At 68.7% G+C, this 19,785-nt stretch carries 17 protein-coding genes; 14 read left to right on the top strand and 3 right to left on the bottom strand.

The window, feature by feature from the left end:
• Positions 1-105 precede the first annotated feature (105 nt).
• A complete protein-coding gene (locus JK358_RS00385) occupies positions 106-1,434 on the bottom strand; it encodes a GlnX family signal transduction membrane protein (RefSeq protein WP_201941938.1) in 1,329 nt (442 codons plus the stop codon).
• A gap of 132 nt (positions 1,435-1,566) precedes the next feature.
• Here JK358_RS00385 and JK358_RS00380 point away from each other — a divergent pair, with 132 nt between their 5' ends.
• Positions 1,567-2,241, top strand: coding sequence for an NUDIX domain-containing protein (locus JK358_RS00380; protein ID WP_201943688.1), 675 nt, complete (start codon positions 1,567-1,569; stop codon positions 2,239-2,241).
• Between the two features lie 4 nt (positions 2,242-2,245).
• Positions 2,246-4,423, top strand: a complete 2,178-nt coding sequence (locus JK358_RS00375; RefSeq protein ID WP_307817201.1) for a molybdopterin-containing oxidoreductase family protein — start codon at positions 2,246-2,248, stop codon at positions 4,421-4,423.
• A 6-nt stretch (positions 4,424-4,429) separates the two neighbouring features.
• Here the strand turns inward: JK358_RS00375 and thiE are convergent, their stop codons facing one another.
• Positions 4,430-5,134 carry a thiamine phosphate synthase gene (gene thiE / locus JK358_RS00370; protein ID WP_201941932.1) on the bottom strand — a complete coding sequence of 235 codons (705 nt, stop codon included), beginning with the start codon at positions 5,132-5,134 and terminating at the stop codon, positions 4,430-4,432.
• 348 nt (positions 5,135-5,482) lie between these two features.
• Here thiE and JK358_RS00365 point away from each other — a divergent pair, with 348 nt between their 5' ends.
• From JK358_RS00365 to JK358_RS00340, 6 genes are all read left to right on the top strand, one after another.
• Complete coding sequence (locus JK358_RS00365) at positions 5,483-6,703, top strand: FAD-dependent oxidoreductase (RefSeq protein ID WP_201941929.1); 1,221 nt, start codon at positions 5,483-5,485, stop codon at positions 6,701-6,703.
• Positions 6,700-6,909 (top strand): sulfur carrier protein ThiS, encoded by a 210-nt coding sequence (gene thiS / locus JK358_RS00360; protein WP_201941926.1) that lies wholly within the window; start codon positions 6,700-6,702, stop codon positions 6,907-6,909. Before JK358_RS00365 ends, thiS begins: the two co-directional genes overlap by 4 nt.
• Positions 6,902-7,675, top strand: coding sequence for a thiazole synthase (locus tag JK358_RS00355; protein WP_201941923.1), 774 nt, complete (start codon positions 6,902-6,904; stop codon positions 7,673-7,675). The genes thiS and JK358_RS00355 overlap by 8 nt, the downstream gene beginning before the upstream one ends.
• Before the next feature lie 149 nt (positions 7,676-7,824).
• The gene (locus JK358_RS00350; RefSeq protein ID WP_201941920.1) at positions 7,825-8,778 is read left to right on the top strand and encodes an ABC transporter ATP-binding protein; all 954 of its coding nucleotides are present in this window, start codon (positions 7,825-7,827) and stop codon (positions 8,776-8,778) included.
• On the top strand, positions 8,778-9,533 hold the full coding sequence (locus tag JK358_RS00345; protein WP_201941917.1) for an ABC transporter permease: 756 nt from the start codon (positions 8,778-8,780) through the stop codon (positions 9,531-9,533). Before JK358_RS00350 ends, JK358_RS00345 begins: the two co-directional genes overlap by 1 nt.
• 563 nt (positions 9,534-10,096) lie before the next feature.
• The gene (locus JK358_RS00340; protein ID WP_443677897.1) at positions 10,097-10,864 is read left to right on the top strand and encodes an adenylate/guanylate cyclase domain-containing protein; all 768 of its coding nucleotides are present in this window, start codon (positions 10,097-10,099) and stop codon (positions 10,862-10,864) included.
• Here JK358_RS00340 and JK358_RS00335 read toward each other — a convergent pair whose 3' ends face one another.
• A complete protein-coding gene (locus tag JK358_RS00335; protein ID WP_201941914.1) occupies positions 10,865-11,017 on the bottom strand; it encodes a CG2302 family histidine operon protein in 153 nt (50 codons plus the stop codon).
• Between the two features lie 200 nt (positions 11,018-11,217).
• On the opposite strand from JK358_RS00335, the gene JK358_RS00330 reads away from it, so the two are divergent.
• From JK358_RS00330 to JK358_RS00305, 6 genes are read left to right on the top strand one after another with little or no spacing between them, the layout of a single operon-like run.
• Complete coding sequence (locus JK358_RS00330) at positions 11,218-13,011, top strand: acyclic terpene utilization AtuA family protein (protein ID WP_201941911.1); 1,794 nt, start codon at positions 11,218-11,220, stop codon at positions 13,009-13,011.
• Complete coding sequence (locus JK358_RS00325; protein ID WP_232850556.1) at positions 13,008-14,171, top strand: acyl-CoA dehydrogenase family protein; 1,164 nt, start codon at positions 13,008-13,010, stop codon at positions 14,169-14,171. The genes JK358_RS00330 and JK358_RS00325 overlap by 4 nt, the downstream gene beginning before the upstream one ends.
• On the top strand, positions 14,168-15,772 hold the full coding sequence (locus JK358_RS00320) for an acyl-CoA carboxylase subunit beta (RefSeq protein WP_201941908.1): 1,605 nt from the start codon (positions 14,168-14,170) through the stop codon (positions 15,770-15,772). Before JK358_RS00325 ends, JK358_RS00320 begins: the two co-directional genes overlap by 4 nt.
• Positions 15,773-15,780: 8 nt before the next feature.
• Entirely contained in the window at positions 15,781-17,811 is a 2,031-nt protein-coding gene (locus JK358_RS00315; protein ID WP_307817200.1) for an ATP-binding protein, read from the top strand.
• A gap of 6 nt (positions 17,812-17,817) precedes the next feature.
• Positions 17,818-18,981 carry an acyl-CoA dehydrogenase family protein gene (locus JK358_RS00310; protein WP_201941901.1) on the top strand — a complete coding sequence of 388 codons (1,164 nt, stop codon included), beginning with the start codon at positions 17,818-17,820 and terminating at the stop codon, positions 18,979-18,981.
• A 17-nt stretch (positions 18,982-18,998) separates the two neighbouring features.
• Positions 18,999-19,784: an enoyl-CoA hydratase family protein gene (locus JK358_RS00305; RefSeq protein WP_201941899.1), complete on the top strand. Its 786-nt coding sequence runs from the start codon at positions 18,999-19,001 to the stop codon at positions 19,782-19,784.
• Position 19,785 lies beyond the last annotated feature (1 nt).

Here is a 19,785-nt window from a genome sequence, read left to right as displayed (position 1 = left end):
TGCTGCTCATCCACGGTGCGGAGTCTTTCCGCGGCGTCGGTCCAGGGCCGCCGCGTGTCCACGGTGCGGAGTCTGTGCGCGGTGTCGGTTCCGGGGCGGTGCCGTTCATCGGTACTCCCTCAACCGCGGCCACAGGCCCACCCCGACGAGTACCGCGGCGGCCGTGCTCAGCACCAGCGCGCCCGGCGCGAGTAGATCCAGCGTCCGCGCCGCGTGAGAAGTATTGGCGCGCAATTCGTATCGTGTATCGCCGATCCCGTCCGCGAGGGCCCGGTCCAGTGCGTCGACCTGGGCGGTGGCCTCATTGGCCCCGTTCCCGGTGGCGACCGCGCCCGCCCCGATGAAATCGCCCCGTGAGAGCGCGTCGTTCATGCGCTGATGCGCGCCCCGCCACCGGTCCAGGGCCGCGGTTGCGGTGGAGACTTCGCGGTGGCCCGGCGCGTCGCTCGGATAGTTGCCGAGGATCTCGCTCAACCGGGTGGTGGCCTCGTCGAAGGTGCGGTCGTATTCGACGCCCATATCCCGTCGCACCAGTTTGAGCGTTTCCGCGGTGCGCGCCTGCTGCACCAGGATTCGGCTCTCGGTGAGCGCGGAGGTCGGCACGCTGCCGTCGTCGCGGGCGTGCGTGGTGTCCACCGCCGAGATGAATCCGGCGACCACCGTCCAGGACAGCAGCACCACCATGGTCGCGGTGGCCAGCAGCAGCCCGGCATTGAGCACCCGGTGCCAGCGCCGGAACAGGAACACCTGCGCCACCGTCAGCGCGCCCACCGCGAGCAGCGGCAGCACGATCGCCGGCCACGGCGGCCGCACGTGATTGCGCTGGGTTTCGGTGATGGCCGAGGCCCGATGCTCCTGGAGCTCCTGCGCCATCGGCAGCATGGTCGACTGCATCAGGTTGGAGGCTTCGCTGAGGTAGGCGGCCCCGACCGGTTCGCCGAGCCGGTTGTTGGCGCGTGCGGTCTCGACCAGTCCGGCGTACACGGGCAGTCCGGTGGCGATGCCGGTCCGCAGGTGGGTGTCCGCGCCGCCGCTGCGGTCGGACTGCGTCACCAGTTCCGCCGACGCCTCCCCGAGCGCCTGCGTGTAGCGGTCGCGCACGGCCTTGGGTTCCAGTCCGCCCGAGATGAACGCCGTCCCGGCCGACGCGTCCGCGATGGACAGCGAGGTGTACAGCCGCTGCGCCGAGTACGCGTCCGGCTCGGCCTGATCCAGCAGCACGTCGAGGGCGTGTTGCCGGTCGGTGACCGCCGTCGCGGTGACCGCGCCCGCCGCGACGCACAGCCCCAGCAGGACGAGTCCCATCACGATCAGTTTGGCCGGTGACGAGCGCGCGAACAGCCGCATCTCGGCGGTGTCGAAGCGTTCGCGGAGGGAGGCGGCCGCGGCGCGCGGGGACAACTCCTCGAGCCGCAACTCCTCGGTGCGAGCCATGCTCACCTCCCACTGACCAGAACCGAACGACCGACTAGTTGTATTCGGTTGAGCTTATTGTGGACGTACCGAGGCCGTGACGCGGGAACACCCGCCGGGGGCGCGGCGGGGTCCGAGGATGGGATGCGAAGTATGCGTGGTGACGGGGACGGCTGGTCGGAGAGTCCCGACGGCACCCGCCAGTGGGGTCGATTCGGTGCTGCCGGTTTGTTGCTGCGTGCCCCGCTGATCGGCGGCGGGTCGGCCGTGCTGCTGCAGCATCGGGCCGCGTGGAGTCATCAGGGCGGTACCTGGGCGCTGCCGGGCGGCGCGCGCGACTCCCACGAGACCACCGTGCACGCGGCCGTCCGGGAGGCCGAGGAGGAGGCCGGGATCGTCGCCGGATCCATTCGGGTGCGCGGATCCCGGGTCACCGCGACCGCGCCCAGCGGGTGGACGTACACCACGGTCATCGCCGATGCGGCCGATCGGCTGCGCACCCGCGGGAATCTGGAGAGCAAGGAATTGGCGTGGGTGCCCGAGGACGAGGTGGACGGCCGCCCGCTGCATCCCGGATTCGCGCTCGCCTGGCCGGCGCTGCGCGCGGTGCCCACGAATGTGGCCCTGGACGGCCTGGCCGATCCGACGGCGGTGGCGGCCGCATTGCCGCGCACCCTGGATCTGGCCGATCGGGGGTTCGTGTGGTTGCAGGCGAGCGGCAACGGAAACGGGCACACGGCCCGCTTCGCAGCCGGCGAATCCGGTTCGGAACAGACCGAATTGGCCGGAAATGTGTTGTTGCTCACTCTGGAGCAGGTGTTGTCTTGAGGGCGTGAGCCAGCGCGAGATTCCCACGTACTGCCGGATCTGCGAGCCGCTGTGCGGCCTGATCGCCACGGTCGAGGACGGCAGGCTGGTGCGCCTGCGGGCCGACAAGGAGCATCCGCTGTCGCAGGGGAACGCGTGCCCGAAGGGGATCGCGTTCACCGAGATCCAGAACGATCCGGATCGGGTGCTGTATCCGCTGCGGCGCACCGGCGACGGATTCGAGCGGGTGTCCTGGGACGAGGCGCTCGATGACATCGGAGGGCGACTGCGGGCGCTCATCCGTGATCACGGAAGGGAAAGCCTCGGCTGGTATTTCGGCAATCCGTCCTCCTTCTCTTATTCACATACCCTGTGGATAGTCGGATTTCAGCTGGCAGCGGGGCTGCGGCATGTGTATTCCGCCGGATCGCAGGACGTGAACAACCGGTTCGTCGCCAGTCAGCTGCTGTACGGGTCACTGATCTCCGTGCCGGTGCCGGATCTGGACCGCACCGACTTCCTGCTCATGCTGGGCGCGAATCCCGTTGTGTCGCACGGCAGTGTGATGAGCGTGCCGCGAATCCGGGAGAAGCTCACCGCGATTCCCCGGCGCGGCGGGCGCGTGGTGGTGGTCGATCCACGGCGCACCGAGACCGCGCGGCTGTTCGAACACGTCGGCATCCGGCCCGACGCCGACGCCTGGCTGCTCGCCGCGATGTTGCAGGTGATCTTCGAGGAAGGGTTGGCGGACGAGCAGGCCCTGCGGCGGCAGGCCTCCGGTGCGAGCGAATTGCGCGGCGCGGTAGCGCGATTCACTCCCGAGGCCACCGCCGAGGTGACCGGCCTGGAACCCGACCGCGTCCGCGCCCTGGCCCGGGATCTGGCCCGCGCCGACTCCGCCGCCGTCTACGGCCGCACCGGCACCTGCCTGGGGCGGCACGCCACCCTGGTCGCCTTCCTCATCGACGCGCTGGCCCTGGTCACCGGCAACCTCGATGCCCCCGGCGGCGTGGTGTTCGGCAAGGAACTGGTCGCCGTCTCCGAGCTCAACGCCCGCCTCGGCCTCATCGGCTACGGCAAGAACCGTTCCCGCATCGGCGATTTCCCCGATGTGCTGGGCACATTCCCGGCCGCCATCATGGCCAAGGAGATGACCACCCCCGGCCCCGGCCGCCTGCGCGCCCTGTTCACCTCGGCCGGAAACCCGGTCTCCTCGGTTCCCAACCCGCGCGAATTGGCTTCCGCCATCAAGCAATTGGACCTGCACGTTTCCATCGATCTGTACATCAACGAAACCAATCGCGGCGCCGACTACATTCTCCCCGCCACGACCTTCCTGGAACGTGACGACATCCCGCTTCCGTTCACAGCCCTGTCCCCGACTCCGTACACCCAGTACACCGAGCGCGTGGTGCGACCGTACGGCGAGGCCCGCGAGGAATGGCAGATCATCGACGCCATCGCCACCCGAATCGGCGTGCAGCCCTTCGCCTTCGGCCCCGCCCGCACTCCGGCCCGCCTGCTCGGCGCGCTCCGCCGCAACCTCCCCGGCGGCTCCAAGGTCCGCCCCACCCCGCCGCTGCTGGTCGACCTGGCCCTGCGCACCGGCCCCTATGGTGACCTCTTCGGCCTCCGCCGCGGCGGCCTGAGCCTGCGCAAGCTCCGCCGCCACCCGCACGGCCTGGTCCTCGCCGACGCCATCGCCACCGGCGTCCTTCGAGACGTGGTGCAGCACAAGGACAATCGAGTCCATCTGGCCCCCGCCGAAATCCTCGCCGAACTCCGCTTCCTGACCGCCATCCCCACCGACCCCGCCTACCCCCTGCGCGTCATCGGCATGCGCGAACTGAAATCCCACAACTCCTGGATGCACAATGCCGAACCCCTCATGCGCGGCAACCGCGAACACGCCGCCCGCATCAACCCCGAAGACGCGGCCTCAGTAGGCATCTCCACCGGCGACCGCTGCCGCGTGACCTCCCCGCACGGCTCCATCGAGGTCACCGCCCAGCTGACCGACGACATGACCCCCGGCACCGTCGCCATCCCCCACGGCTGGGGTCACCGCGGCGGCTGGCGCCGGGCCAACGCCGCGGGCGGCGCCAACCCCAACGACCTCATGTCCACCGCCACCGCCGACATAGAACATCTGGCGGGCATGTCCAATCTCAACGGCATCCCCATCCGCCTGGATCCCGCCTGACGGCGACTACGGCCCGACGTGGTCCAGAATGCGCTGCTTGAGTGCGCGTGCCGCCGCCTCCGGATCGTTGGCGGCGGTGATGGCGCGGACCACTACGACGCGAGTTGCCCCGGCGGACAAGACTTCCGGTAGCCGTTCGTCGTCGATGCCGCCGATGGCGAACCAGGGGCGTTTGGTGTGGGCGTCGGCCGTCGAGCGCACCAGATCGAGGCCCGCGGCTTGGCGGCCGGGTTTGGTGGGGGTGGCCCAGATGGGGCCGGTGCAGAAGTAGTCGATGTGCTCGTCGATGGCGGCGAGACCGGCCTGGGCGCGGTTGTGGGTGGAGCGGCCGATGACGACGTCGGGGCCGAGGATGCGCCGGGCGTACCAGGGCGGGAGATCGTTCTGGCCGAGGTGCAGGACGTCGGCTCCGGCGGCCAGGGCGATATCGGCCCGGTCGTTCACCGCGACCAGGGCGCCGTGCCTGCGGGCGGCGGCCTTCAGTTCGGCCAGCGCGCCCAGTTCGGCTTTGGGCTCGAGGGGCCCGAATTCCTTCTCACCGGCCGAGCCCTTGTCGCGCAGCTGGATGATGTCGACGCCACCGGCGAGGGCGGCTTCGGCGAAGGCGGCGAGGTCGCCCTTCTCCCGGCGCGCGTCGGTGCACAGGTACAGGCGCGCGGTGGCCAGGCGCTCCCGCGGGGGTACGGGCCGGTTCGGGTGGGAGAGTTGCACCCTTTCGACCGTAGTCGCGCCGACGGGCCGCGCCAATCCGAGGCGTCCGGCGGATGACCGGGATCTGCACCCCGGGCCGCGCCGCATAGACGGACTGCGCGGGTGGCCGGTGCTGCGATCCGGTTGGCGCGGGACGTCGGCGGTCCGCGCTGCGGGGACGGACTGCGCCGGTGGCTGGTGCTGCGATCCGGGTTGGCGCGGGACCTCTGCGGCCACCGCGCTACCGTGGAGAGTCGAATGAGCTGCGGGGCGCGAGCCATGCGGCGGTGCGAGGTCTTTCCTGCTCGGAGCGAACTTCGCGCGGTGTCTACGCGGGTCGCGGTGATCCGGACTGGTGAGGTGGAAGTAATGCGGACTCTGGCCGTCGTCGGCGGCGGTGTGATCGGGCTGTCGGTGGCTTGGCGGGCCGCCGAATCGGGCTGGGCGGTCACGCTGTTCGATCCGGCGGTGGGGTCGGGGGCCTCGTGGGTGGCGGGCGGGATGCTCGCGCCGCTGTCGGAGGGGTGGCCGGGGGAGGAGGACGCCCTCGCGTTCGGGGCCGCGTCGCTGGCCCGCTGGCCCGAGTTCGCGACCCGGCTGCGGGTGCTCACCGGCACCGAACTCGTCACCGCCGATCAGACTCTCACTGTCGCGCTGGACGGGGCCGACGCCGCTGATCTGCGCACGATCGCCGACTTCGTCAATCCGAAGACGCGGGCGCAGCCGGATCGCGGCCACGACCAAGCGCGACCGCGGGTCGGAGGCCCCGATTCCGTTGAGTCCGTTCAGCCGCATGCCGTCGGTGCGGGTCCGGACGAGCGCGAGCTGCGGTTGCTGGATCGGGCCGGGGTGCGGGAGGTTGAGCCGGGGCTGGGCCGGGGGATTCGCGCGGGATTGCTGTCTCCGGCGGAACCGGCCGTCGACAACCGTGCGCTGGTGAGCGCACTGCGTGCTGCCGCTGCCGGGGCAGGGGTGGAATTCCGGGACGAGAAGGTTTCCGCGCTGGGTGCCTTGACTCAGGATCGGATCGTGCTGGCCGCGGGTGCGGCGTCGGCCGAGCTGTGGCCGGGATTGCCGGTGCGGCCGGTGAAGGGGGAGATTCTGCGATTGCGACGGCGGCCGAGCGCCCCGCCGCCACCGCACCGGGTGATCCGGGCGCGGGTGCACGGCCGTCCTATATATCTTGTGCCGCGGCGTGACGGGATCGTGCTGGGTGCAACACAATACGAGGCGGGGTTCGACACCGCCGTCACCGTGGCCGGGGTGCGCGACCTGATCACCGATGCCGAGACGGTGTTCCCGGGCATCGGCGAATACGAGTTCGCCGAGGCGATCGCCGGTTCGCGGCCGGGGTCGCCGGACAATCTGCCGCTGATCGGCCACCTCGACGAGCGGGTGATCGCGGCTACCGGGCACGGGCGCAACGGCATTCTCGGCGTCCCGGTAACGGCCGACGCCGTGCTGGCGTTGCTGTCGGGCAGTGCGCTGCCCGAGGCCCGTGCGGCCGACCCCGGGCGCTTTGGCGGCGAGCACAGTCGTAGCGAGCACAGTCGTTCCACCGCACCGATTTCCGCAGGAGGAGTTCGATGACCATCCCGATCGGCATCACCGTGAACGGTGTCGACCACAGTTTCACCGAACCGCCCACCGTGCGCGAGGTGCTGGAGCAGCTGAACCTGCCCTGTCAGGGTGTCGCGGTGGCGGTGGACGGCGCGCTGTTCCCCAAGTCCCGCTGGGACGAGCAGGTGGGTCGCGGCTGGGAGATCGAGGTGCTGACGGCGGTGCAGGGTGGATAACTCGGCATTCCCCGACGAGCAGCTGGTCATCGCGGGCCGCGCCTTCGGCTCCCGCCTGATCATGGGAACCGGTGGCGCGGAAAGCCTTTCGATCCTCGAGGAGGCCCTGGTCGCCTCGGGTACCGAGCTCACCACGGTCGCCATGCGCCGGGTGGACGCCGCGGGCGGCACCGGTGTCCTCGATCTGCTCAAACGTCTGGAGATCGCACCGCTCCCCAATACCGCGGGCTGTCGCACCGCCGCCGAGGCCGTGCTCACCGCGCAGCTGGCTCGCGAGGCGCTCGAAACCGACTGGGTGAAGCTGGAAGTCATCGCCGACGAGCGCACCCTGCTCCCCGATGCCATCGAATTGGTGAGCGCCGCAGAGCAATTGGTGGACGACGGTTTCACCGTCCTGCCGTACACCACCGACGATCCGGTGCTGGCCCGCCGCCTCGAGGACGCCGGCTGTGCCGCCGTCATGCCCCTGGGTTCTCCCATCGGCACCGGCCTGGGCATCTCCAATCCGCACAATATCGAGATGATCGTGGCCGCGGCGCAGGTCCCGGTGATCTTGGACGCGGGTATCGGCACTGCCAGCGACGCGGCGCTGGCCATGGAGCTCGGCTGCTCGGCCGTGTTGCTCGCCACGGCCGTGACCCGGGCCCGGCAGCCCGCGCTCATGGCCTCGGCCATGGCGCACGCCGTCCAGGCGGGTTGGCTGGCGAGGCAGGCGGGCCGGATTCCGAAGCGCTTCTGGGCGCAGGCGTCGTCTCCGGCGCTCTGACCTCGCCTCGGGGTCATCGGCCCGGTGTCCCCGAGTGAACCCAGAGCCGCCCTGCACCGTTTGTCAGGGGTGGGTAATCCTGTGGGATGACCCAAACCGCGACCTGTGAGTGATAGTGCCCGGTCCGTTCTCGAGGAAGACTGGTGCCCATGATCGAACTGAGGGGCCTGACCAAACATTACGGCCAGACCGTCGCGGTGTCGGATCTGTCGTTCACGGTCCGTCCGGGGCAGGTGACCGGCTTTCTCGGCCCGAACGGCGCCGGGAAGTCCACCACCATGCGCATGATCCTGGGGCTGGACACGCCGACCGCCGGTACCGCGCTCATCGACGGCAAGCCGTACCACGAACTGGACAAACCGCTCACCAAGGTGGGCGCGCTACTGGATGCCAAATGGGTGCATCCGAATCGTTCGGCGCGTTCGCATCTACGGTGGCTGGCCGCGTCCAACGACATTCCCGCCTCCCGCGTGGAGGAGGTGCTGCGCCTGGTCGGCCTCTCCGAGGTGGCCGGTAAGAACGCGGGCGGTTTCTCGCTCGGCATGTCGCAGCGTCTCGGCCTGGCGGGCGCACTGCTCGGCGATCCGGACGTGCTGCTGTTCGACGAGCCGGTGAACGGCCTGGACCCGGAGGGCATCCTCTGGATCCGCCGCTTCATGCAGCGGCTGGCCGCGGAGGGCCGCACCGTGCTGGTGTCGAGTCATCTGCTGTCGGAGATGGCACAGACCGCCGAGCATCTGGTCGTCATCGGCCGGGGCCGGTTGATCGCCGACACCACCACCAAGGATTTCATCGAGCGCGCCTCGGAACAGTCTGTGCGCGTGCGCAGTCCGCAGCTGGATCAGCTGCGCAGCCTGCTGACCTCCAACGGGATGACCGTGCGCGAGGACGGCGCGGACCCCGACGGCCGTCAGGCCCTGGTGGTCGCCGGTGTCACCAGTGACGCGGTCGGAAAACTGGCCGGCGCCAACGACATCACCCTGTTCGAACTGTCGCCGCAGCGCGCGTCGCTGGAGGAGGCGTTCATGCGGATGACCGGTGGCGCGGTCCAATACCACGGCGCCGGAGCCGGTTACGACGACGTGATGGGAGGTGCGCTCTGATGGGAGTGCTCGCATCGGAACGAATCAAACTCACCTCGACCCGGTCCCCGTGGTGGTGCTCGATCATCGTGGTGGTGCTGGCCCTGGGTCTGTCGGCGCTCATCGCGGCGACCTCCAAGCCGGGTTCCGGCGAGGGCCCCTCCTCGAGTTTCGACATCTCCACCGCGGTGGTCAGTGTCAGCGGCTTCGGCGTGCTGGTGCTGATGATCATGGCGACGCTGTCGGTGACCAGCGAATACCGCTTCGGCATCATCCGGTCGACCTTCCTCGCCACCCCGCAGCGGACCAAGGTGATCAGCGTGAAGGCGGGCCTGGTCGGCGTGTACGCCACCGTGCTGACCGCGGTGCTGGCCGTGGTCGCCTACGGGATCTCGCGCGCCATCGTCGGGTCGACGCCGGGGCTTGAGCTCTCCGCGGACGGCGCGTGGCGCGCCCTGCTGGGCGTGCCGGTGTACGCCCTGCTGAGCATGATCTTCGCGGTCGGCGTGGGTGTGCTGCTGCGGCAGTCGGCGGCGGCCATCTCCTTCATCGTGCTGTGGCCGCTGGTGCTGGAGACCCTGCTGAGCAGCTTCGGCAGCTTCGGCCGAAATGTGGGGCCGTTCATGCCCTTCCAGAACGCCAACCGGTTCTTCACCATGGGTGAGATGGGCGGCAACTGGCACTGGGGTCCGGTCGGCAGCCTGATCTACTTCACGGTGTTCGTCGCGATCGTTTTCGGAGCCGCGTTGTTCGTGGTGAACAAGCGCGACGCATAGACCCTGCCCGGGGAGCCGCCGGCCACTGCCCGGACGGCGGCGCACATCGGCCCGATACGGAATCTTCCGTATCGGGCCGATGCCATGTTCGCGCCAAACCCGGATATGAGAACTTCCTGTGAACAAAGTCGCTTCCCCTTGAAGGGGTGTGGCCGACCTTTCCGGGCGTCGGTAGCATCTACCCAGCAACCAAAACACTCAAACATCGGCGGGCCCAACGATGTGGCCGCTCGGACCGATCGAGAAGGTGTCAGGTGGCAACAATTCATCCATCCGTGGATCAAGAGCTGGGATACGCTCTGGGCGTGAGCGAACGACCCTCTGACGGCGGTGAGCGTGCGTCCGACGCCGGCCGAACAGAAGGGCTGGGGAACGATCGCAACCGGTCGCGCAACGCGAACGGCAGCCGTTCGCGTGACGCGCACGCCGACCGTGAGTCCCGGGCTGAACGAGAGCAACCCCGTATCGATCCGGATGTCGTCATCCCGTTGACGCCCGCCGAGCTCGAACCCGAGCTCGACGAGGGGCGTCGCCGGGGGCGTTTCCCGGGTCAGCTGTCGGCCATCGTCTCCGCCGCCAATCAGCGCGGCGATCTCATCGGCGCGATCCGCAAGGCGCGCGAGAACCTGCCCGGCGATCCGGCGTTCGGTGATCCGCTGTCGGTGTCCGGCCCCGGCGGGGTGCGCGCGGTCGCGCGCGCCGCCGACAAGCTGGTGGGTGATTCCCCGAGCGCCGCACGCGAATTGGGCCTGGGCGCACTGCAGGTGTGGCAGGCCATGCTGGAGCGGGTCGGCAAGGGCCGCGGCACCCAGGAGATCACCATCATGTTCACCGATCTGGTGGCGTTCTCCAGCTGGTCCCTCGCCGCCGGTGACGAGGCGACGCTGGAACTGCTGCGCCGGGTCGCCAAGGCCATCGAACCGCCGATCGTGGATCGCGGCGGCCAGGTGGTGAAACGTATGGGCGACGGCGTCATGGCCGTGTTCCCCTCCGCCGACCGCGCGGTTCGTGCGGCGGTCGCGGCCAAAGAGAACCTGACCGGCGTCTCCCTCGACGGTTACCGCCCGCAGATGCGCATGGGCCTGCACACCGGCAGCCCGCGGGAGATCGGCGGCGACTGGCTGGGCGTGGACGTCACGATCGCGGCCCGCATGATGGAGGCCGGCGGCAACGGCAACACCATGCTCTCCGGTGCGACGCTGGACTCCTTGAAGCCCGACACCCTCGATGAGCTGGGCTTCGGTGTTCGGCCCTACCGCCGCAGCTTCTTCGCGAGCCCGCTCAGCGGCGTCCCGGAAGACCTGCGCATCTTCCGTCTCGAGGCCGAATAGCTACTTCCACCAGAGGAAGGCGCCGACGGCTGCGAGTACGCCGCAGACGAGCAGGACGATGGCCATGGGCCGCGACGTCTTCCACGTCGAGTAGGCCCCGCCGAGCAGGAATCCGGCGAGGGCCAGCAGCAGGATGATCGAGACATCGGACACGAGGCCATTGTGCCTGCCCGGCTCTCGGGGGGATCCGCAGGGGCTTCGCCCCGAATTAGTACAAATCGGACTCACGCATCATTAGCTAGAAGATTGCCAGAAGTGGTTCAGAAGGCAATAAACAAGCGCGCAGGCTTGATTTTTTTCGGGCGCGATGTGACCCTGTATGCGACCGCAGCGCTGCATAGGGAGGCCCAGGGATGAGTCAGCTCGCCGAGGACCCGGACGTCATCCGGATCGGCAACTGTTCGGGCTTTTACGGTGACCGGCTGAGCGCCATGCGCGAGATGCTCGAAGGCGGGCAGCTCGACATCCTCACCGGCGATTATCTGGCCGAACTCACCATGCTGATCCTCGGGCGGGATCGCATGAAGGACGTGAACCTCGGCTACGCCAAGACCTTCGTGAAGCAGGTGGAGGACTGCCTCGCCCTCGCGCTGGAGAAGAAGGTGCGGATCGTCACCAATGCGGGCGGGCTGAATCCGGCCGGATTGGCCGAGCGGCTCACCCAGGTGGCCGAAAAGCTCGGTCTCCCAGCGAAAATCGCGTACGTCACCGGCGACGATCTGCTGCCGCGTGCGGCCGAACTCGGTCTCGGCCGGCCGCTGACGGCCAATGCCTACCTGGGCGCCTGGGGTATCGCGGAATGCCTGAACGCGGGCGCGGACATCGTGGTGACCGGCCGGGTCACCGACGCCGCCCTGGTGGCCGGCCCCGCGGCCGCCCATTTCGGTTGGGGCCGTACGGATTACGACGCGCTCGCGGGCGCGGTGGTGGCGGGCCACGTCATCGAATGCTCCACCCAGGCCACAGGCGGCAACTTCGCCTTCTTCACCGAGATCGCCGATATGGGCCGCCCCGGCTTCCCGATCGCCGAGGTGCGCCGCGACGGCAGCAGCGTCATCACCAAGCACGCGGGCACCGGGGGCGCGGTCACCGTGGACACGGTGGAAGCCCAGCTCATGTACGAGATCCAGAGCGCGCGCTACGCGGGCCCGGATGTGACCACGCGCCTGGACACCATCGCGCTCACCCAGGAGGGCCCCGATCGCGTCCTCGTCTCCGGCGTGCGCGGTGAAGCGCCGCCGTCGCGGGTGAAGGTGTCGCTGAACACCATCGGCGGCTTCCGCAACGAGATGACGTTCATTCTCACCGGCCTGGATATCGAGGCGAAAGCGCAACTGGCGCAACGGCAGCTGGAATCCTGGCTGAAAGTGCGCCCCGCCGAACTGGAGTGGACGCTGTCCCGGCTGGACCGTCCGGACGCCGATACCGAGGAGCAGGCGAGCGCCCTGCTCAAATGCGTGGTGCGGGATCCGGACCCGAACCTGGTGGGTCGCGGATTCTCCAGCGTGGCAGTGGAATTGGCGCTGGCCAGCTACGCGGGCTTCTCGCTGACCGCGCCGCCCGGAAACGGCGGGCCCTACGGCGTCTTCACGCCCGGCTACGTCGCCGCCGACCAGGTGCCGCACACGGCGGTTCTGCCGGACGGCAGCCGGGTGGCCATCGCTCCCGCGAGCGAGACCCTCGAACTGGCCGAGGTCGCCGAACCCGAACTGCCGCAGCCGCTTCCGCAGAGCGAGACCAAGCGTGTCCCGCTGGGAACCATCGCGCTGGCCCGCAGCGGCGACAAGGGCGGCAACGCCAATATCGGCGTCTGGGTGCGCACCGAGGAGCAGTGGCGCTGGCTGGTGCACGCCCTCACCACCGATGAACTGCGGCTGCTGCTGCCGGAGACGGCCGAGCTGCCGATCACCCGGCACGTGCTGCCGAACCTGAAGGCGATCAACTTCATTGTCGAAGGTCTGCTGGGGCAGGGCGTGGCCTATCAGGCGCGTTTCGATCCGCAGGCCAAGGGGCTCGGAGAGTGGCTGCGGGCCCGGCACGTCGATATCCCTGTGGAGCTTCTGGGCGTGGACAGTCAGGGGCCGGAGGCGGCAGCGCAGCGTAACCACGGAGGCACCCTGTCCATGCCCGAGAGGACACAGTCATGAGCACTGGGTACGTGAACCCCTGGACCACGCCGGAGCGGCGCGAATTGCGCGCCACCGTGCGCGGTTTCGTCGACCGCGAGGTGCTGCCGTACCTCGACGACTGGGAGCGCGGCGGTGAACTCCCGCGTGAACTGCACAAGAAGGCGGGCGCGCTGGGGCTCTTGGGAATTCAGTTCCCCGAGGCCGTCGGCGGTTCCGGCGGTGACGGTATCGACGCCGCCATCGTGTGCGAGGAGATGCACTACGCGGGCGGTTCCGGTGGCCTGTTCGCCTCCCTGTTCACCTGTGGCATCGCGGTCCCGCACATTGTGGCCTCGGGCAATCCCGAGCACATCGAACGCTGGGTGAAGCCGACGCTGGCGGGCGAGAAGATCGGTTCGCTGGCCATCACAGAGCCGGGCGGCGGTTCGGATGTCGGTCACCTCACCACCAGTGCGGTGCGTGACGGTGACGAGTTCATCGTGAACGGCGCGAAGACCTTCATCACCTCGGGCGTGCGCGCTGACTACGTGGTGACGGCCGTACGCACGGGCGGCCCCGGCGCGGCCGGTGTTTCGCTGCTCGTGGTGGAGAAGGGCGCGCCCGGTTTCACGGTCAGCCGCAAGCTGGAGAAGATGGGCTGGCTGTGCTCCGACACCGCCGAGCTCTCGTATGTCGATGTGCGCGTGCCGGTCTCGAACCTGGTCGGTCCGGAGAACTCCGGATTCGCGCAGATCGCACAGGCTTTCGTGAGCGAGCGGGTCGGTCTGGCCGCGCAGGCGTACGGGCACGCGCAGCGCTGCCTGGACCTGACCCTGCGGTGGTGCCGTGACCGCGAGACCTTCGGCCGCCCGCTCATCAGCAGGCAGGCCGTCCAGAACACGCTGTCGGAGATGGCGCGTCGCATCGATGTGGCCCGCGTCTACACCCATCATGTGGTGGAGCGCGCCGCACACGGTGAGACCGATCTGATCGCCGAGGTGTGCTTCGCCAAGAACACCGCCGTCGAAACCGCCGAATGGGTTGCGCACCAGGCCGTTCAGCTGTTCGGCGGCCTGGGCTACATGCGTGAGTCCGAGGTCGAGCGCCACTACCGGGATGTCCGCATCCTCGGTATCGGCGGCGGCACCAACGAGATCCTGACCAGCCTTGCTGCCAAGCGATTGGGGTTCCAGTCTTGAGTATTCTGCGCACCACCGTGGACCCGAATTCGGCGGACTATCAGGCCGCCGCGGCGGCCATGACGACCAAACTGGCCGAGGTCGAGGCCGAGTACGCCAAGAACATCGCCGGTGGCGGCCCGGACAAGATGGCGCGGCATCGCAAGCGCGGCAAGCTGACCGCGCGCGAGCGCATCGAACTGCTCATCGACGAGGATTCACCGTTCCTGGAGCTCGCGCCATTGGCGGCCTGGGGCAGTGACTTCCATGTCGGCGGCAGCGTGATCGCCGGTATCGGCATCGTCGAGGGCGTCGAATGCATGATCGTCGCCCCGGATCCGACCGTGCGCGGCGGCACCTCGAACCCGTGGACGCTGCGCAAGAACCTGCGCATGAACGATATCGCGCTGGAGAACCGGCTCCCGGTGATCGGCCTTGTCGAGTCGGGTGGCGCGGATCTTCCGACGCAGAAAGAGGTCTTCGTTCCCGGCGGGCGCATGTTCCGGGATCTCACCAGGCTCTCGGCGGCCGGAATCCCTACCATCGCACTGGTTTTCGGCAACTCCACAGCGGGCGGCGCGTACATCCCCGGCATGTCCGACTACACGGTCATGATCAAGGAGCGCTCCAAGGTGTTCCTGGGCGGCCCGCCGCTGGTGAAGATGGCCACCGGCGAGGAGTCCGACGACGAATCCCTCGGCGGCGCGGAAATGCACGCGCGCACTTCGGGTCTCGCCGATTACCTGGCCGTGGACGAGCAGGACGCCATCCGGCTCGGCCGCTCCATCGTGCGCCGGTTGAACTGGCGCAAGCAGGGTCCGGCCCCGCGTCCGCTCACCGAGGTGATCGAGCCGCTGTACGACCAGGAAGAACTGGTCGGCATCGTGCCCACCGATCTGAAGATCCCGTTCGATCCGCGCGAGGTCATCGCCCGCGTGGTGGACGGCTCCGACTTCGACGAGTTCAAGCCGCTCTACGGCTCCAGCCTCGTCACGGGATGGGCTGAGCTGCACGGTTATCCGGTCGGCATCCTCGCCAACGCGCGCGGTGTGCTGTTCTCGGAGGAGGCGCAGAAGGCGGCCCAGTTCATCCAGCTGGCCAATCAGAAGAACACGCCACTTCTGTTCCTGCACAACACCACCGGCTACATGGTCGGCAAGGAGTACGAGCAGAAGGGCATCATCAAGCACGGCGCGATGATGATCAACGCGGTGTCGAATTCGAAGGTGCCGCACATCTCGCTGCTCATGGGTGCGTCCTACGGCGCGGGTCACTACGGCATGTGCGGTCGCGCCTACGACCCGCGGTTCGTCTTCGCCTGGCCCAGTGCGAAATCCGCCGTAATGGGCGGCGCGCAGCTGGCGGGCGTCATCTCCATCGTGGGCCGGGCCGCCGCCGAATCGCGCGGCATGCCGTTCAACGAGGAGGCCGACGCCGGGATGCGCGCCATGATCGAGGCGCAGATCGAGGCCGAGTCGCTGCCCATGTTCATGTCGGGCCGCCTGTACGACGACGGCGTCATCGACCCGCGTGACACCCGCACGGTGTTGGGAATGGCGTTGTCCGCCATCCACAATTCCCCGATCAAGGGCGCCGAGGGCTTCGGCGTCTTCCGGATGTGAGGCACGCTGTGACTGTTTCCACCCACCCACCCCGGCCGATCACGAACGTTCTGGTCGCCAATCGTGGCGAGATCGCGCGACGGGTGTTCGCCACCTGCCGTCGCATGGGAATCGGTACGACGGCGGTGTATTCGGACGCGGACGCGAACGCGCCGCATGTCGCGGAAGCCGACGCCGCGATCCGGCTGCCCGGCAATACGCCCGGTGAGACCTACCTGCGCAGTGAGCTGATCATCGAAGCGGCGCTGGCCGCCGGTGCCGACGCCATCCACCCCGGTTACGGATTCCTTTCCGAGAACGCCGAATTCGCCAAGGCCGTGCAGGACGCCGGGCTGATCTGGATCGGCCCGCCGGTGAGCGCCATCGAGCAGATGGGCTCCAAAGTCGAATCCAAGAAGATGATGGACGCCGCCGGTGTCCCCGTGCTGAAGCAACTGGATCCGGCCGAGGTCACCGCCGATATGCTGCCGGTGCTGATCAAGGCGTCCGCCGGTGGCGGCGGTCGCGGTATGCGCGTGGTGCACGACGTCGCCGACCTGTCCGATCAGATCGAGGCCGCGCAGCGTGAAGCCGCCTCGGCCTTCGGCGATCCGACCGTGTTCTGTGAGCGCTATCTGGAGACCGGCCGCCATATCGAGGTGCAGGTCATGGCCGACACCCAGGGCACGGTGTGGGCGGTCGGCGAGCGTGAGTGCTCGATTCAGCGCCGGCATCAGAAGGTCGTGGAGGAAGCGCCGTCGCCGCTGGTGGAGCGGGTCGACGGTATGCGGGAGCGGCTGTTCGAAGCCGCCCGCCTGGCGTCGGAGGCCATCGGGTACGAGGGTGCGGGCACCGTCGAATTCCTGGCCGACGAGAAGGGCGACTTCTTCTTCCTGGAGATGAATACCCGGCTGCAGGTGGAGCATCCGGTCACCGAGCAGGTCACCGGACTGGATCTGGTGCGGTTGCAGTTGCAGGTGGCCGCCGGTCGCCCGCTGCCCGCGACGCAGCCGGAGATGCGTGGTCACTCCATCGAGGTGCGGCTCTACGCGGAGGATCCCGCGCACGACTGGCAGCCGCAGAGCGGGGCCGTGCACAAGCTCGACATCCCGGGCACGCTGGGTGAATTCACGGTGCTGACCGAGCCGGGCGTGCGCCTGGACACCGGTGTCGTGGACGGTTCCGTGGTCGGCGTGCACTACGACCCGATGCTGTCGAAGGTCATCTCCTTCGCCGAAACCCGGGACGAGGCAGCGCATCTGCTGGCTTCGGCCTTGCAGCGCGCCAAGATTCACGGTCTGGTCACCAACCGGGATCTGCTGGTGCACGTGCTGCGGCATCCGGCGTTCCTCGCCGGTGAGACCGATACGGCGTTCTTCGCCACGCATGGTCTGGAAAAGCTCTCCGCCCCACTGGTTTCCGAGGACGGCGAGAAGCTGTCCCTGGTGGCGGCGGCCCTGTCCGACGCGGCGACCAATCGCGCGCGGGCCCGGGTGGGCGCGGGCCTGCCCAGCGGCTGGCGCAATCTGCCCTCGCAGGCGCAGAGCAAGTCGTACGAGAGCAAGGTGAGCGGTAAGCACGACGTGCGGTACCGGCTCACGCGCGCCGGGCTGGAGGTCGAATCGCCCGCGGGCCTGGACGGTCTCGAATTGCTCGAAGCCACACCGGCTTCCGTCACCCTGCTGGTGCCCGGCGAGCGCGGCAAGGTGCGCCGCCGCTTCGAGGTGGCCCGCTACGGCGATCACGTCGCGGTGGATTCCCCGCTCGGCCCGGTGGCACTGCGCCGGCTGCCGCGGTTCGAGGATCCCGCCGATCAGGTGGCCGAGGGCTCCCTGCTGGCCCCCATGCCCGGTGCGGTCATCCGGCTGGGCGCGGAGGTCGGCTCCCGCGTGGAGAAGGGGCAGCCGATTCTCTGGCTGGAAGCAATGAAGATGGAGCACACCATCGCCGCCCCCGCCGCGGGCGTGCTCACCGAACTCAATGTGACAGCCGGGCAGCAGGTCGACGTCGGCGCCGTGCTCGCCGTGGTCCACACCGATGACAGCGAAGGTCAGGAGTAAGAACAGATGAGCTTCATCGAAACCGAGGAACAGAAGGCGCTGCGGGAGGCCGTCGCCAAGCTGGCCGCCAAGTACAACTTCAAGGATTACGCCGGGCCGAAGGCGCGCCGCAACGAGCCGTTCGACGAATTGTGGAACGAGGCGGGCAAACTCGGCTTCCTGGGCGTGAACCTGCCCGAGGAGTACGGCGGTGGCGGCGCGGGCATCTACGAGCTCGCCCTGGTGCAGGAGGAACTGGCCGCGCAGGGCTGCGGCCTGCTGCTCATGGTGGTGTCCCCGGCCATCTGCGGCACCATCATCACCAAATACGGCACCGAGGCGCAGAAGCAGCAGTGGCTGACGAAGCTGGCCGACGGCTCCGCCAAGATGGTCTTCGGTATCACCGAACCGGATGCGGGCTCCAACTCGCACAAGATCACCACCACCGCGCGCCGCGACGGCGACGACTGGATCCTCAACGGCCGCAAGATCTTCATCTCCGGTGTGGACCAGGCCGATGCGGTGCTGATCGTGGGCCGCACCGAGAACGCCAAGACCGGCAACCTGCAGCCCGCGCTGTTCATCGTGCCGGTGGACACCCCCGGCTTCGTGAAGACGAAGCAGGAGATGGACATCATCGAGCCGGACAACCAGTTCACGCTGTTCCTCGACGATGTGCGCCTGCCCGCGGATGCCCTTGTGGGACAGGAGGATGCGGCCATCGCGCAGCTGTTCGCGGGCCTCAACCCCGAGCGCATCATGGGTGCGGCCATGGCGGTCGGCATGGGCCGCTACGCCATCGACCGCGCGGTGGCCTACGCCAAGGAGCGTGCCGTGTGGAAGGGTGTGCCGATCGGTGCGCACCAGGGCATCTCGCATCCGCTGGCGCAGGTGAAGATCGAACTGGAACTGGCCAAGGTCATGATGCAGAAGGCCGCGTTCCTCTACGACTCGGGTGACGACTTCGGCGCGGCCGAGGCCGCCAATATGGCGAAATACGCTGCGGCGGAAGCCAGTATCAAGGCCCTCGACCAGGCGATCCAGACGCACGGCGGCTCCGGCCTCACCTCCGATGTCGGCCTGGCGGGCATGCTCGCCGCCGCCCGCATCGGCCGGGTTGCCCCGGTCAGCCGCGAGATGGTGCTCAACTTCGTCGCACAGCATTCGCTGGGCCTGCCCCGGTCGTACTGATTCAGCAGGAGTATTCGATGAGCGACAACATCACCGACGCACCGTTCGTGCGCTACGAGGTGCGGGACGGGTTCGCGGTCCTGACCCTGGACTCGCCGCACAACCGCAACGCGCTGTCGTCGCGGTTGGTGACCGAGCTGTTGGCGGGCCTGGAGCAGGCGGCCGCGGATCCGGCGGTGCGGGCGGTGGTGCTCACCCACACCGGCAACACCTTCTGCGCCGGTGCGGACCTGCGCGAAGCCGTCGCCGCCGATCCGGCCGCGGCGGCTGATATCCGCACCGGCTGGATGGTGCAGACCCTGCGGCAGATCCTGGAACTGCCGAAACCCGTTGTGGCACAGATCGACGGCAATGTCCGCGCCGGCGGCATGGGCATCGTCGCCGCCTGCGATATCGCGGTGGCGGGGCGTGGCAGCAGCTTCGCGCTCACCGAGGCGCGCCTGGGCCTGGCCCCGTTCGTGATCTCGCTGACCCTGCTGCCGCGCATGGACAGCCGCTCCGCCGCGCGCTACTTCCAGACCGGCGAGACCTTCGACGCGGCCGAGGCCGAACGCACCGGGCTCATCACCGTCGCCACCGACGACCCGGCCGCCGAGGTCGCCCGGCTGCGCGCCGAACTGCGCAAGGGCTCCCCGCAGGGGTTGGCGGAGAGCAAGAAACTGGTCAACGCGGCCATCCTCGCCCAGGTGGATCAGCACGCCGAGACCCTGGCCAAACGGTCCGGCAGCTTCTTCGGCACCGCCGAGGTGATCGAGGGTATGACGGCCTTCCTGCAGAAGCGTCCACCGAGCTGGGCAGAATAGC

The organism is Nocardia acididurans (assembly GCF_016741815.1).
Lineage (GTDB): Bacteria > Actinomycetota > Actinomycetes > Mycobacteriales > Mycobacteriaceae > Nocardia > Nocardia acididurans.
This window is presented reverse-complemented; position numbering and strand designations above follow the sequence as displayed.

Coding starts and splice junctions, on each gene's coding strand:
- JK358_RS00385 (WP_201941938.1), bottom strand. CDS start 1,434: ATGGCTCGCACCGAGGAGTTGCGGCTCGAGGAGTTGTCCCCGCGCGCC.
- JK358_RS00380 (WP_201943688.1), top strand. CDS start 1,567: ATGCGTGGTGACGGGGACGGCTGGTCGGAGAGTCCCGACGGCACCCGC.
- JK358_RS00365 (WP_201941929.1), top strand. CDS start 5,483: ATGCGGACTCTGGCCGTCGTCGGCGGCGGTGTGATCGGGCTGTCGGTG.
- thiS (WP_201941926.1), top strand. CDS start 6,700: ATGACCATCCCGATCGGCATCACCGTGAACGGTGTCGACCACAGTTTC.
- JK358_RS00350 (WP_201941920.1), top strand. CDS start 7,825: ATGATCGAACTGAGGGGCCTGACCAAACATTACGGCCAGACCGTCGCG.
- JK358_RS00345 (WP_201941917.1), top strand. CDS start 8,778: ATGGGAGTGCTCGCATCGGAACGAATCAAACTCACCTCGACCCGGTCC.
- JK358_RS00330 (WP_201941911.1), top strand. CDS start 11,218: ATGAGTCAGCTCGCCGAGGACCCGGACGTCATCCGGATCGGCAACTGT.
- JK358_RS00325 (WP_232850556.1), top strand. CDS start 13,008: ATGAGCACTGGGTACGTGAACCCCTGGACCACGCCGGAGCGGCGCGAA.
- JK358_RS00310 (WP_201941901.1), top strand. CDS start 17,818: ATGAGCTTCATCGAAACCGAGGAACAGAAGGCGCTGCGGGAGGCCGTC.
- JK358_RS00305 (WP_201941899.1), top strand. CDS start 18,999: ATGAGCGACAACATCACCGACGCACCGTTCGTGCGCTACGAGGTGCGG.